Here is a 13,513-nt window from a genome sequence, read left to right on the forward strand (position 1 = left end):
GCAGGAAAAGGGGAAAATTGTGGCATCTATACGGGTGATTTTGCCAGTATGCATATGAGCAATGGCTTCAACAAAGCTGAGGAAAACAAAGAGTTTTATTCTCTATTCTTCTCTAAGCCATTTGGTGCATCAGGCGAACATAGATGGAACAACATTTTTATGTTTGAAGAAAATGGCGGCAAGTGGAATCGTTTAGATGCTGAATTCTCAATTGACGACGATACTCAAGCAACGGTTGAGTACAACAAATACTGGGGTGATGCAAATACTCAGTTTGGTCAGTTAGAAAAATCATCTAATATCCAAGTGGGTGTTAAGTACTCTTTCTAAGATTATTTAACTAGTATTATAGGCAAGGCCTATAATACTTTGGATTAAAAGGCCTGGGATATCTCAGGCCTTTTTTCTATCTTTAATCAAAATTAGAACTTAATAATATAGTCATAAACAAACTATTTTAAAGATCTAAAACCAAAGGCATTGCTTTTTCTTTGCTTTTGTTTTTAAATTTTAAAAAATATTCATCCTTTAGGAGAGAGATAATCATGAATAATTTTGCATCTAAGTACGCTGCATTTGTAATAGCCAACCGTAAAGTTATCTTAGCTTTAATGGCGGCATTTACGCTGTTTATGGGCTACTTTGTACAGTTTTTAGATATTCGTAATGACCCGGATACTTTATTGCCAGAAACTAATCGCTATGTAGCTACCAATGCTTATGGTGAGCAGAAATTTGGCTTTGGTAATATTATGGTGGTGGGTTTTGTTTTAAAAGAGTGTGTGGGTGGTAATGATCCTTATGCTGATGCAGATGAAATTGTACGTTTTGATCCACAAACGGGTTTGCGTATTCATGAGTCGGCCCCGGCCAAGATGACACAAGCCATTTGTGAAAGTGCAAATGGAAAGTGGGAAACAAGCAGTGATATTTATCAGCCTTGGTTTGTTAACATGGTACAAAAGGCTCATAATGACATGGTGGCACTGGATCATGCACGTCCATCTAACTTTATGGATATTGCGGCGCAAAAGATTAAGTATATGGGTACGAGTGAAGATGGTGGCCTTAAGTTTGAGCGCTTAATTCCGGTAGCTGGTATTAACACCACGGATAAGCAAGTCGCTGATAAACAACTAGCACACCTCAAGAAAGGTATTGAAACCAACCCAGTATTAGCACCAATGCTAATGCTTAAGCAAAAAGCAGATGGAACGCGTTGTGAGTTTGCCCAAGAGGGTTGGTTTGATGATGAGGTGTGTAGTGCCAAAGGTTTCTTTATTGTGGGTGACTACGCTGACACGGTTAAAACTGATTACTTACCATGGGTATCTTCAACCATTGCGTTGGTTGACGCTATTAAGGCAGAGCATGGCGATCGAGTAGAAGTGCGTATTGCGGGCGAGCCGTACTTCTTGGCCTTTATGTTGTATGACTTAGTGCAGAAGTGGTGGTTGTTTGCGATTTCATTCTTGATTGTTGTGGGTATGCTTTGGTATCTCAATAAAGGTTGGAGAGGATCGGTATTTCCACTAATTGGCGTGGTTTCAACCATTATTATTACTCTAGGCTTAATGGGCTTTACTGCTTATAAGCTAACAACCATGATGGTGTTAACGCCAATGTTGTTACTCGCTATTGGCACAGGGCACGCGGTGCAAGTGGTTAGGCGTTATCAAAGTGAGCTGCATAGTGGCGCGGGTAGATTGCCAATGAGCGCTGCAGAGAAAGCTATTGCCACCACCATTATTCCTGCAACGCTGGCGATTGTAACGGATATGGTGGGCTTCTTTACTTTGTCATTTGTGGATATTTCATTCTACAAAGCTTATGCGTATTTTGGCATGTTTGGCATGTTGACCATTCTAATTACCACCACAACCATTGCGCCGATTTTAATGGCGATGTTCCCAGGTAAAGATATTAAGCAAGATGCATCGATGACAGAAGCTTCGGCCTTTGAAAAAGGCATGGCTAATACATTGACTAGTGTTATCACTGGCAAGATGAAAATCATCCCAATTGGCATGATTCTAGCATTGGTGGCTTGGAGCACGGTGCAAACTAAAGTGCTAAGCCCGACAGAAGGCTCTGCGATGCCAGGTGTGGAAGTGGGCATTAACTATTCGCGTGCAGCATTTAAGTATGATTCGGATGCAAACATTGACCTGCGTCGCTTGGGCGAGGTAATGCCGGGTGTGATTTCAGTAAACATTCCTATTAAAGGTAAGGCTGAGCATTTCCCAATGTTGCCTGCGTGTGAGTATGATGGCTCGCAAGCGCCGGGTACGCCTTGTTGGGATGAGGATGAAGATGATCCACAAGGTGCTTTCAATAATGCTGAAGTTCAAGCGGCAATTGAAAAGACAGAAGACTGGATGAGAGCGCATCCAAATATTGGCTTTACTGGTTCGTATATTCAGTTTATGAAAATTGTAAACATGCTGATGATGACACCAGAAGGGCAAGAACCGGATCTTAAGTATTTCCATGTGCCAAATGAAGCATTTATTAATGCTAATATGGATGTGTATGGTGATCCGGAAGATCCTGAGTGGGTGCCAGATGCAAATGAAATTGTGACTGGTTTTAACGGCTTGTTGGAAGCAAATACAAATGCAGGTGACTTGGATTCGTTTGTGGCTAAAGGCTGGAATGAAGGTGTGATTATGGGTTTTGTGAATACCATGGATCCGGTTAAAACGCATCAAACAGTTAAAGATATTCAGCAATGGTTTAAAGATAATAAAGATGAGCCAGGGTTTGATTTAGTTACTTGGGGCTTTAAATCAGGTGATGTAGTGCATATGCCTGAAAGTGGCAAGACGGTTCAGATTGAAGATAGCGGTACAGATACCGTAGCTGTAGGTGGTTTCTTAGGTGCAACCGAAGCAACGCATGACGTAGCTGAAGTTGAATACATTAAGTCTCCATTGGTTACAGCACTAGCAATCTTTATTATTGCAGCACTTATCTTTGGCTCGCCTTTGGTAGCAGCGATTTTAACCTCAACACTACTAGTAACGCTATTTGCCCAGTATGGACTGGGTGCATACTTTACCAGTGTTGAAAACTGGTCAGGTAATTTGCACTTTGCAACGTTGGTGTCATTGTCAATCGCAATGGGCCTGGGTGTCGACTACGGCATTTACATGATCTCACGCTTAAAAGAGGAAATGGCCAATACAGGTGGAAAATGGGTTGAATCGGTGCGTAACACATTAGAAACAACGGGTGCTGCGGTATTTGCATCAATCATCGTGTTGCTTGCAAGCTTCATTCCACTATTGATGACTCAGCTAGCTAATACGTGGGCACTTGGAATTTTCATCTCTGAAGCGTTGATTATTGATGTGGTGATTGCACTAACAATCATTCCATTATTGGTTTATGTCTTCAAACCGAAGTACGTGTTCGGTACCAAAAAATAAATTGTATTATAGGCAAGGCCTATAATACTTATTTTACAAAGGCTTGTTTTATGCAAGTCTTTTTTTTGAATTGTGATATTATAGGCAAGGCCTATAATACTTATAAAATAGATAAAAAATGTCAATTAGAAAAATACAGTTTAACGAAGATAATTACTACCATGTTTTTAACAGGGGTGTGGATAAGCGAAATATATTTGAATCACAAGAGGATCTTTATTATTTTTTTAAAAGGCTGATTGATTTAAACAAAGATGGTACAAACCCTAGTATCAATAACAATAGATATAAAGGCCAAGGGAGGGTGGCAAAAGATGAAGATGCAGGTGCATTGGTATCTATTGTTTCTTATTGTCTGCTGCCAAATCACTTTCATTTAGTATTAAAACAAGAGTCAGAAGATGGTATTTCTAGGTTTATGCAAAAGCTGGGAACTAGTTACACGATGTATTTCAATCAAAAATATAAAAGATCTGGTTCGTTGTTTCAGGGAAAATTTAAAGCTAATATGATTGATGGTGAGTTTGGATTGCCAGTGTTATCTGTATATGTAAACTTAAATTACATTCATCATCATATCAATCCTAAATCTAATTTGGTTAAGTCTAGTATTTTTGAATATTTAGGTACGGAATTGGGTGAGTCTATTTGCAACAAAAAAGAGATTAAAAGTGTAATTTCTGAAATAGGCTCAGTTCAAGAATACAATATTTTTTCTAAAAACACATCTAAAGTGTTTGGAGAAAATAAAGGTCTAATTATTAAAGATATTGATTTGGATTTGATTTTTGAATAAGTATTATAGGCAAGGCCTATAATACCAAAATAGAAAGGCAGTCCAAGGGGATAGAGGTATAATTTTGAGATTATTGATTTATAGATAGTTTAATGGCGCTAATTGTACAAAAATATGGTGGAACATCGGTGGGTTCGGTTGAACGAATTCAGGCGGTTGCACAGAAAATTAAAGCCTATGCACAAGGTGGTGATCAGCTGGTAGTGAGTGTTTCTGCTATGAGTGGTGAAACCAATCGAATGACCGCTTTAGCACAAGAAGTTCAAGCGATGCCATCACTGCGTGAAATGGATATGCTGTTAACTACGGGTGAACAGGTAACTATTTCACTATTAGCCATGGCTCTACAACAAATTGGTTGCGATGCAATTTCATACCTGGGTTCGCAAGTGCGCATTGTGACAGACTCAGAGCATGGCAAGGCACGTATTAAGTCTATCGATGATCATCGTATTCATGAGAGTCTAAACTCAGGCAAAGTGGTGATTGTTGCAGGTTTTCAAGGTGTGGATGAGCAAGGGCATATTACCACGCTAGGTCGTGGTGGTTCAGATACCACAGCGGTAGCATTAGCTGCAGCGCTTAAAGCAGACGAGTGTCAGATTTACACGGATGTGGATGGTGTGTACACCACAGATCCACGCATTGAACCGAATGCCAGAAAAATGAATACCGTGAGTTATGAGGAAATGCTGGAGATGGCATCGCTTGGCTCTAAAGTGTTGCAAATCCGCTCGGTTGAGTTTGCATCAAAATACAAAGTGCCGTTAAGGGTGTTGTCATCCATGATTGACAACCCAGTAGGCACACTAATTACTAGTGAGGAAAACATTATGGAACAAGCTGTTATTTCAGGCATTGCGCATAATAAAGATGAGGCAAAATTAAGTTTGATTGGTGTGCCAGATAAGCCGGGTATTGCCTTTAAAATTTTGAAAAATATCAGTGATGCCAATATTGAAGTTGACATGATTGTGCAGAGTGTTTCGGCGCGTGAAGGCTTGACGAATTTTGCCTTTACTGTGCATCGCAATGATTTTGATCAGGCTCAAGCCATTTTGCAAACAGTGTGTGATGAGTTGGATGCTATTTCTGTACAGAGTGATGATAAGGTGGTTAAGGTGTCGTTGGTGGGCATTGGCATGCGTTCTCACGCAGGTATTGCTGCGCAAATGTTTGAGGTGCTGCACAATGAAGCGATTAACATTCAGATGATTTCAACCAGTGAAATTAAAATTTCAGTGGTGATTGATGAAAAATATTTAGAATTAGCGGTGCGCTCTTTGCACAGTGCTTTTAATTTAGACAAGGAATAAAAATGCCAGGATTTGACGATAGAGATGGATTGATTTGGTTTGATGGCGAGTGGGTTGATTGGCGCGATGCCAAGGTTCATGTATTAACACACACACTACATTATGGCATGGGCGTGTTTGAAGGTGTTCGCGCTTACGAAACAGATAACGGTCCAGCCATTTTTAGAATTGAAGAGCACACTGATCGCTTGTTTAATTCAGCCAAAATTATGAATATGGATATTGGCTATTCAAAAGATGAAATCAACCAAGCGCAAAAAGACGCAGTTGCCAAAAATAATCTAAACAGCGCCTACATTCGTCCAATGTGTTTTTACGGTTCAGAAGGAATGGGTTTACGTGCAGATTCACTTAAGGTGCATACAATTATTGCTGCGTGGGAATGGGGTGCGTATTTAGGTGAAGATAATATGAAAAATGGTATTCGTATCAAGACTTCAAGCTATACCCGTCATCACGTTAATATTGCCATGACCAAGGCTAAGGCAAATGGTAATTACATTAACTCAATGTTAGCCCTACAAGAGGCTTTGACTGATGGTTATGATGAAGCGTTATTATTGGATGTTGATGGTTTTGTTGCAGAAGGTAGTGGTGAAAACTTCTTCATTGTTCGTGATGGCGTTATTTACACGCCAGATTTAACCTCTGCTTTAGCGGGTATTACTCGTGATACAATTTTTAAATTGGCAACTGATTTAGGTTATAAAGTAGTTGAAAAGCGCATTACTCGCGACGAAGTGTACTGTGCTGATGAAGCATTCTTTACCGGAACAGCTGCCGAGGTAACCCCAATTCGTGAATTGGATAATCGCACCATTGGCAATGGTACACGCGGCCCTGTTACTGAAGTATTGCAAACGCTTTATTTTGACTGTGTTTATGGTCGCAATGAGCAATACAAATCTTGGATTGCAAAAGGATTGTGTAAATGATCGATTCAGTTGATGGGTATCAGCAAAAACATGTTAGTCATTCCACTGTTGAGGCTAAAGACTTGCCATTCCATTGTCCACCAAAAGATACACAAAAATGGAACATGCATCCCAAAGTGTATATTCAGTTTGACAAACAAGGCAAGGGCTCATGCCCATACTGCGGTGCAAACTACGAGTTAGGCTAAGATATGGAAAATAAGTCGGTTAATGTTGTTTTGGTTGGGCCAATGGGTTCAGGCAAAACTTCGGTTGGTCGTCGCCTAGCTTGTGTTTTAAAGCGTGATTTTTTTGATTCAGATTTTGAAATTGTTGCCCGTACTGGTGTGGCCATTGATCATATTTTTGATGTTGAAGGGGAAGAGGGGTTTCGTCAGCGTGAAATTAACATGCTGGCTGAACTTTGTGAAATTCCAAATATTGTGATCGCTACTGGCGGCGGTATTGTTATCAAGCCAGAAAATAGAGAGCTGCTAAAGCGTAATAGTTTTGTGGTGTATTTGTCGTCTAGCATTGAGCAGCTGGTTATGCGTACAGCGCGCTCTAAATCTCGTCCACTACTTGAACAATCCACAAATCGTGAGCAAACTATTCGAGACCTGGTTAAAAAGCGCGAACCTTTGTACCAAGAAGTGGCAGATGTGGTGATTGACACGACAGGCAAAAAACTTTACGCTATTATTAACGAAATTAAAAAAGCCATTCCCAAATGAAGACACTCTCAACTGCTAGTTTTGCTTTGTTGTTTAGTGTTAACGCTGTGGCAATGACACAAGCAGAATTTGTTGAGCGTTTGCAAATTGTTCACCCGTTTTTTACCCAACAAAATTTTGATCAGCAAACCTCAAAGCTAGATTACGTTGCCACAACTGCCAATCAAGATTGGGTGTTAACTGGCTCAGTTGATTCAGCCAATACATCAAATAATCAAGTATCAAGCGCTAGTATTTCCGCGACGCATAATTTAATTGATAGTGGCGCCGATGTTAGTATTAACAATGTTTGGAGTGATGGCACAGCAAGTGATAAATTATCGTTAAGCTACACTCAGCCTCTGCTCAAAGGTGCTAATGGTGTAAATGATTTGTTAGCTACTGATTTATCAACTATTCAGATTGAGATTAATCGACTTAAGCGCACTCAATTAGCTGAACAGTTTATCCTTAAGCAGTTGTTTAAATTGGTTGACTTAAGTTTCGCTCAGCGGCAATTAGCTTTAACCACTCAGCGCCTAACCTTAGCTCAGCAAGAGTTATCCTTGGTTAAAGATAAATTTGAGCAATCTGTTGTAGATCGTGTTGACGTACTGTTACAAGAAGATGCGTATCAGCGGGCACTGCAAAAGCAATTGCAGGCTGAACAAGCATTGGAATTATTGGTCGTGGAATTATCAACGCTACTTAATGTCAAATCTAGAGCTGTTACGAGTGGTTTTGATCTGTATGAATTGTATTCATCAAAGTTAATAAAGCTTGACGATTATCTACAACGCAATACAACAGAAATGCAAATATCAGCGCTAGAGCAAGATAAATTACGCCGACAATTACTCAGTGATCAGAGCAATACCCAGGCACAACTTGATTTAAAACTCGGGCTGAGTGACAGTACTAGTAATGATTGGAATGTGGGTTTGGACTTGAGTTATCCAATTGGAGGCACAAAAGCCAAAACTGCTTTAGAACAAACACAAATCAAGCTTTCAAAGGCTGGGGAAAGTGCCAAAGAGGAGCTTATTGATCTAACAGTTAAAGCCAATGTTTTGAATAAAAAACAACAACATTTGGCTAAATTATTAGACACTTATCAAGTTCGAATTAATATTGCCAAGGCGCGCGCTTTAGCAGAGAAAAGGCGCTATGAGCTGGGCAACTCATCAATGAGTTTTGTGATTGCCGCTCAAAACAATGTTCATGATATTAATCTGAGTTATGCACAAGAAGCAACACGATACCAAAAATCAGTACTTGAATTTAAAGCAGTTATTGGTCAATTATTGTAATGGCAATTCACTATACAGTTTCGGTAAAAAATATACATGCACACCTGTTTGAAGTTGAGCTAAAAATTGAAGGGCCAAACCCATTAGGCCAAGTTTTTTCATTGCCAAGTTGGATTCCAGGAAGTTACTTAATTCGAGATTTTGCTAAAAATATTGTTAGTATTAGTGCTCAGAGTTGCGGCCAGCCAGTTGCCATAAAAAAACTGGATAAAAACCATTGGATTACACATCCTTGTGAGAATGAATTAAAGTTAACTTACGAGGTATACGCTTTTGATTTATCAGTTCGTAGTGCCTATTTAACCAATGAGCGTGGTTTTTTTAATGGTACTAGTTTGTTTTTATTGCCGCTTGGGCATGAAAATGAGCCATGTGAACTTGTTATTACCCCTGTGGCGTCTGAGCAGACATTAGGCGAGTGGTCTTATGCAACGGGCTTGAAAGAACAATCAAAACTACATTATGTGGCTAATAACCATCAAGATTTGATTGACTATCCAGTAGAGATGGCTGATTTCACTTTATTCGATTTCGATGTTAAAGGTGTTGAGCATCAAATGACATTAACTGGCTTGCACAATGCGAATATTGCGCGCTTAAAGCAAGATCTTAAAACTATTTGCAATCATCATATTGATTTTTTTAATGGCGATATTCCTTTTGATGAGTACTTGTTTTTAACGTTAGTTAGAACCAGTGGTTATGGTGGGCTGGAGCATAAAAACTCCACCAGTTTGATTTGTGCTCGAAAGGAGTTGCCGGCTATTGGTATGGGTGTTATTAACAAAGACTATACGCGTTTTTTGGCTTTGTGTTCTCATGAGTATTTTCATGCCTGGTGGGTAAAAACACTTAAACCAGCAAGCTTTCATCGGCTAGATTTAACTCGTGAAAATTACACGCAGCAGCTTTGGATTTTTGAAGGTTTTACTTCTTATTACGATGAGTTGTCATTGCTAAGAACCAAGCTGTTAACCCCTGAGCAATATCTGGATTTATTTGCACAAACCATTACTCGAGTGCAAAAATCCAAGGGTCGATTGAATCAATCATTAGCTGAATCTAGCTACGATGCTTGGACAAAATTTTATCAGCAAAATGAGAATGCACCCAATGCAATTGTTAGTTACTATACCAAAGGCGCTTTACTGGCCTTTGTACTGGATATTGAAATTAGACTGCGCACCCAAGATAAACACACGTTAGATGATGTGTTGCGAGTTGCTTGGCAAGACTACCGGGCGTGTGGCTTAGAAGATGACACCATTCAAACCATTGTTAATCAACTTGTTGACGACGATTTAACACCGTTTTTTGATGATTATCTGTATGGTGTCAAAGAATTACCATTACAGGCGAGTTTTGACTATGTAGGGGTTGATTGCAAATTTGTCCGCTACGCTAAAGATTTGGCTGATTTTGGCATCACCATTAAAACCCAGGGTGAGTATAGTGAAATTATTCAAGTATTGAGTGACACTAGCGCTCAACGCGCCGGATTGTATGTGGGTGATAAAATTATTAGCATTAATCATCAGCAGCTAAAAGAGTCAGCATTGGTTGCTGAAATTAATAAATTTAACCCAGGCGAGCTCATTAAAATTGGCATCCTGCGTGATGAGCTATTGTTAGAAATTCCAGTCATAGTTGGTGAAATTACACCAACGTTTTGTCGGTTAAACATTAAGTCAAATTTGGATAAACAGACAACCAAACAGCAAAAACAATGGCTACACCAAGAGTAGTTTTACCTAAATTATTGGTTAAGCCAGTAGGGCGAGCCATTAGTGATTTTGGCATGATTAAAGAAGGTGATAAAATCTTATTAGCGGTTTCTGGCGGCAAGGATTCTTTAAGTTTATTTCATTTGCTTAGGCACTTTCAGCGTCATGCACCCATTCATTTTGACTTGGGCGTAGTAACCATTGATCCACAAGTTGAAGGGTTTGAGCCGCAGGCCTTGGAGGTATTTTTTAAGCAATTTGACACGCCTTATTTTTTTGAAGAGTTTCCTATTCTTGAGCAAGCTAAAGAGAGTATGAAAGGGGATTCTTACTGTTCTTTTTGCGCGCGCATTAAGCGTGGTCTAATGTATAAAGTGGCTAGGCGAGAAGGTTACAACGTTTTGGCCTTAGGTCAGCACCTGGATGATTTAAGTGAAAGTTTAATGATGAGTATGTGTCATAATGGTAAGATTCAAACCATGAAAGCGCATTACATTAATGATAGTAAAGACTTGCGTATCATTCGTCCGATGGCTTATGTGCGTGAGCGTCAATTAGCAGATTTTGCCCAATCGATAAAACTGCCAGTGATTGCTGATTCATGCCCAGCTTGCTTTACCATGCCTACTGAGCGAGATCATTTTAAGCAGTGGCTGCTAGCTGAAGAAAAGCGTACACCCAATTTGTATAAAAATCTATTGAGTGCGATGCGACCGCTATTGGATGAAGTTAATGATTAAGCTTATCTTGCGTTTTTTTTCCATGATGCCGTTAAGAGTAAATCATTGGATTGGTTCGCTTATTGGTTATTATTTGCATCTTACTAATAGTGATTCAAAACAGGTAGTTGAAAAAAATATTAATGCTTGTTTTTCACAAATGAATGAAAAAGATCGTGCGCTACTAGTTAAAAAATCTTTAATAGAAACAGGCAAAGGCTTGAGTGAAACTGGCTATATTTGGCTAAAGAGTTTTAAAGAAAACCAAGCCAAAATTACCAAGACTATTAGTATTGAGCAATTAGATTCTAATCAGCCAGTGATATTGTTGGTGCCACATTTTGGCTGTTGGGAAATTACTGGGCGTGTCGTCTCTTTACTTAAACCAACAACTTTTTTATACAAGCCACTAAAGAAATCTTCGCAAGAAAAACTACTCATTGCCAATCGGCAGCAGGGTGATTTATCCATGGCGACAGCTGATAAAAAAGGCGTTATTCAATTACAGCGTGCTATTAAAAATCAAGAAATAATAGGTATTTTGCCCGATCAAGACCCTGGTGAAGAGGGCGGGGTCATTATGCCATTTTTTGATACCAATGCCAGAACCATGACATTATTAGCTAAATTGGCCAGAAAAAACAAAGCCAAAGTTGTACTTACTTGGGCACTCAGACTGCCCAAAGGTCAAGGTTATGAATTAAACTTTAAAGCGGTTAACATCTTGTCTGATTCAGGAAAAATTGAAGACGATGTGAAGCTAATGAATCAAGTTATTGAAGAACTTGTTTTAACCAAGCCTGAGCAGTATTTATGGAACTACAAGCGTTTTAAGGCTTCAATTAACTATTGACCTAATTACACCTTGTGCTTTTTAAAGTTAAATAGTCAGCTATGATATAATTTCGTCATGAGATTTATTGAAGATATTCAAAGTGTTTTTGAGCGTGATCCTGCTGCTAGAAACACCTTTGAGATAATTACTTGCTATTCTGGCGTGCAGGCCATGCTGTTTTATCGTCTGACGCATCGTCTGTGGTTGTTAAAACTCAAATGGCTTGCGCGTTTTATATCTATGTTGTCACGTTGGTTCACTGGTATTGAAATTCACCCAGGCGCAACCATTGGTCGTCGGTTTTTTATTGACCATGGTATGGGTGTAGTGATTGGCGAAACCGCTGAAATTGGTAATGATGTAACCCTATATCACGGCGTAACCCTTGGTGGCACCACTTGGCAAAAAGGTAAACGTCATCCGACGTTGGGTAATAATGTGGTGATTGGCGCGGGTGCGAAAATTCTAGGCCCAATCACTTTAGGTGATAATGTGCGTGTCGGCTCAAATTCTGTGGTGGTTAAGTCTATTGAAGCAGACAAAACGGTTGTTGGCGTACCAGGACGTGTGCTTAAAGAGAAAACTGTTAAATCAGATCATTTCGATTCTTATGCAGTTGGTAGCGACGCTGACGATCCGACAGTTAAGGCAATTAACTCTATTTTGCAGCATTTGCATGATGTAGATTCTCAACTGCACAAAGTCTCAAAAGAATTAAATCTTGCTGAGAAAAAAGACAGCTCTGTGAACGATTTAGAAATTGAAAGTAAGTAACCGTAATTATTAAAGGTTTTTTACTTGACTAAAAGACTTGGTTAAGCGTATAATTAGCATTCGTTAATTTTAGAAAGGACTAATATGCAATTAACCACGAAAGGACGTTACGCGGTAACAGCGATGCTAGATTTAGCATCGAACGATACGGGTAAGCCGATTACTTTAGATATTATTTCTCAAAGACAAAATATTTCATTATCTTACTTGGAGCAATTATTTGCCAAACTGCGTCGTGCAGAATTGGTCAAAAGTGTGCGTGGACCAGGTGGTGGTTATTTATTAAACATTCTGGCTAAAGACATTAACTTAACTCAGATTATTGAAGCGGTTGATGAAAATATTGATTTGCGCAGATGTAGTGGTACTACAGGGTGTCATAATGGCAGGCAGTGTATATCTCATCAACTATGGTGTGAGGTAAGCGGCCAAATTAGAGAATTTTTAAGTTCAAAAACATTACAAATGGTCATTGATGATCAACAACAAAATACAGGAATTTTATAAATATGACTACGCCAATTTACATGGATTACTCAGCAACAACACCCGTTGATAAGCGCGTTGCTGAAAAAATGATGCAATATTTAACTATGGAGGGTGATTTTGGTAATCCGGCGTCAAATTCGCATTATTACGGCTGGCAAGCTGATGAAGCGGTTAAAAAAGCACGTCAACAAGTAGCTGATTTAATTGGTGCAGATGCCAAAGAGATTGTCTGGACTTCTGGTGCTACTGAGTCAAACAACCTGGCCATTAAGGGTATTGCGCATTTTTATCATAAAAAAGGCAAGCACATTATTACCCTTAAAACAGAGCACAAGGCGGTGCTTGACACTTGTCGTCAATTAGAGCGAGAAGGTTATGAAGTAACTTACCTTGATCCGATGACAAATGGATTGTTAGATATCGATGTTTTAAAAGCAGCTATGCGCGATGATACAATTTTAGTATCTATCATGCATGTTAATAACGAAATTG

General features: G+C 39.3%; 13 protein-coding genes and 1 pseudogene. All 14 read left to right on the forward strand.

Annotated features, from left to right (window positions below; translation table 11 throughout):
* Positions 1-330: pseudogene (locus tag PSN35_RS03185) on the forward strand (RNA polymerase-associated protein rapA); the annotation flags it as partial.
* 215 nt (positions 331-545) lie between these two features.
* Positions 546-3,431, forward strand: a complete 2,886-nt coding sequence (locus PSN35_RS03190) for an MMPL family transporter (RefSeq protein ID WP_300029333.1) — start codon at positions 546-548, stop codon at positions 3,429-3,431.
* A gap of 118 nt (positions 3,432-3,549) precedes the next feature.
* Entirely contained in the window at positions 3,550-4,227 is a 678-nt protein-coding gene (locus PSN35_RS03195) for a transposase (RefSeq protein ID WP_300029335.1), read from the forward strand.
* 92 nt (positions 4,228-4,319) lie between these two features.
* Complete coding sequence (locus tag PSN35_RS03200) at positions 4,320-5,543, forward strand: aspartate kinase (protein WP_300029339.1); 1,224 nt, start codon at positions 4,320-4,322, stop codon at positions 5,541-5,543.
* Between the two features lie 2 nt (positions 5,544-5,545).
* On the forward strand, positions 5,546-6,478 hold the full coding sequence (locus PSN35_RS03205) for a branched-chain amino acid transaminase (protein WP_300029342.1): 933 nt from the start codon (positions 5,546-5,548) through the stop codon (positions 6,476-6,478).
* Positions 6,475-6,666 (forward strand): zinc-finger domain-containing protein, encoded by a 192-nt coding sequence (locus tag PSN35_RS03210; RefSeq protein ID WP_300029345.1) that lies wholly within the window; start codon positions 6,475-6,477, stop codon positions 6,664-6,666. Before PSN35_RS03205 ends, PSN35_RS03210 begins: the two co-directional genes overlap by 4 nt.
* Positions 6,667-6,669: 3 nt before the next feature.
* Positions 6,670-7,191, forward strand: a complete 522-nt coding sequence (locus tag PSN35_RS03215) for a shikimate kinase (RefSeq protein WP_300029348.1) — start codon at positions 6,670-6,672, stop codon at positions 7,189-7,191.
* Positions 7,188-8,480, forward strand: a complete 1,293-nt coding sequence (locus tag PSN35_RS03220; protein ID WP_300029351.1) for a TolC family protein — start codon at positions 7,188-7,190, stop codon at positions 8,478-8,480. The genes PSN35_RS03215 and PSN35_RS03220 overlap by 4 nt, the downstream gene beginning before the upstream one ends.
* Positions 8,480-10,225 carry a M61 family metallopeptidase gene (locus tag PSN35_RS03225; protein ID WP_300029354.1) on the forward strand — a complete coding sequence of 582 codons (1,746 nt, stop codon included), beginning with the start codon at positions 8,480-8,482 and terminating at the stop codon, positions 10,223-10,225. Before PSN35_RS03220 ends, PSN35_RS03225 begins: the two co-directional genes overlap by 1 nt.
* A complete protein-coding gene (locus PSN35_RS03230) occupies positions 10,207-10,944 on the forward strand; it encodes an ATP-binding protein (protein WP_300029357.1) in 738 nt (245 codons plus the stop codon). Before PSN35_RS03225 ends, PSN35_RS03230 begins: the two co-directional genes overlap by 19 nt.
* Positions 10,928-11,776 (forward strand): lysophospholipid acyltransferase family protein, encoded by an 849-nt coding sequence (locus tag PSN35_RS03235; RefSeq protein WP_300029360.1) that lies wholly within the window; start codon positions 10,928-10,930, stop codon positions 11,774-11,776. Before PSN35_RS03230 ends, PSN35_RS03235 begins: the two co-directional genes overlap by 17 nt.
* A 57-nt stretch (positions 11,777-11,833) precedes the next feature.
* On the forward strand, positions 11,834-12,532 hold the full coding sequence (gene cysE / locus PSN35_RS03240) for a serine O-acetyltransferase (protein WP_300029363.1): 699 nt from the start codon (positions 11,834-11,836) through the stop codon (positions 12,530-12,532).
* Positions 12,533-12,616: 84 nt separating this feature from the next.
* The gene (locus tag PSN35_RS03245) at positions 12,617-13,039 is read left to right on the forward strand and encodes an Rrf2 family transcriptional regulator (RefSeq protein WP_300029366.1); all 423 of its coding nucleotides are present in this window, start codon (positions 12,617-12,619) and stop codon (positions 13,037-13,039) included.
* A 2-nt stretch (positions 13,040-13,041) separates the two neighbouring features.
* The coding region (locus PSN35_RS03250) for an aminotransferase class V-fold PLP-dependent enzyme (RefSeq protein WP_300029370.1) at positions 13,042-13,513 on the forward strand (472 nt) is incomplete at its 3' end.

Source organism: Candidatus Thioglobus sp. (assembly GCF_028599055.1).
Classification (GTDB): Bacteria; Pseudomonadota; Gammaproteobacteria; order PS1; family Pseudothioglobaceae; genus Thioglobus_A.

What these genes read in the sequence shown, in the direction of transcription:
- PSN35_RS03245 (WP_300029366.1), top strand. Translation starts at nt 12,617, where the DNA reads ATGCAATTAACCACGAAAGGACGTTACGCGGTAACAGCGATGCTAGAT.
- PSN35_RS03225 (WP_300029354.1), top strand. Translation starts at nt 8,480, where the DNA reads ATGGCAATTCACTATACAGTTTCGGTAAAAAATATACATGCACACCTG.
- PSN35_RS03235 (WP_300029360.1), top strand. Translation starts at nt 10,928, where the DNA reads ATGAAGTTAATGATTAAGCTTATCTTGCGTTTTTTTTCCATGATGCCG.
- PSN35_RS03195 (WP_300029335.1), top strand. Translation starts at nt 3,550, where the DNA reads ATGTCAATTAGAAAAATACAGTTTAACGAAGATAATTACTACCATGTT.
- PSN35_RS03220 (WP_300029351.1), top strand. Translation starts at nt 7,188, where the DNA reads ATGAAGACACTCTCAACTGCTAGTTTTGCTTTGTTGTTTAGTGTTAAC.
- PSN35_RS03210 (WP_300029345.1), top strand. Translation starts at nt 6,475, where the DNA reads ATGATCGATTCAGTTGATGGGTATCAGCAAAAACATGTTAGTCATTCC.
- PSN35_RS03205 (WP_300029342.1), top strand. Translation starts at nt 5,546, where the DNA reads ATGCCAGGATTTGACGATAGAGATGGATTGATTTGGTTTGATGGCGAG.
- PSN35_RS03230 (WP_300029357.1), top strand. Translation starts at nt 10,207, where the DNA reads ATGGCTACACCAAGAGTAGTTTTACCTAAATTATTGGTTAAGCCAGTA.
- PSN35_RS03200 (WP_300029339.1), top strand. Translation starts at nt 4,320, where the DNA reads ATGGCGCTAATTGTACAAAAATATGGTGGAACATCGGTGGGTTCGGTT.
- PSN35_RS03190 (WP_300029333.1), top strand. Translation starts at nt 546, where the DNA reads ATGAATAATTTTGCATCTAAGTACGCTGCATTTGTAATAGCCAACCGT.
- cysE (WP_300029363.1), top strand. Translation starts at nt 11,834, where the DNA reads ATGAGATTTATTGAAGATATTCAAAGTGTTTTTGAGCGTGATCCTGCT.
- PSN35_RS03215 (WP_300029348.1), top strand. Translation starts at nt 6,670, where the DNA reads ATGGAAAATAAGTCGGTTAATGTTGTTTTGGTTGGGCCAATGGGTTCA.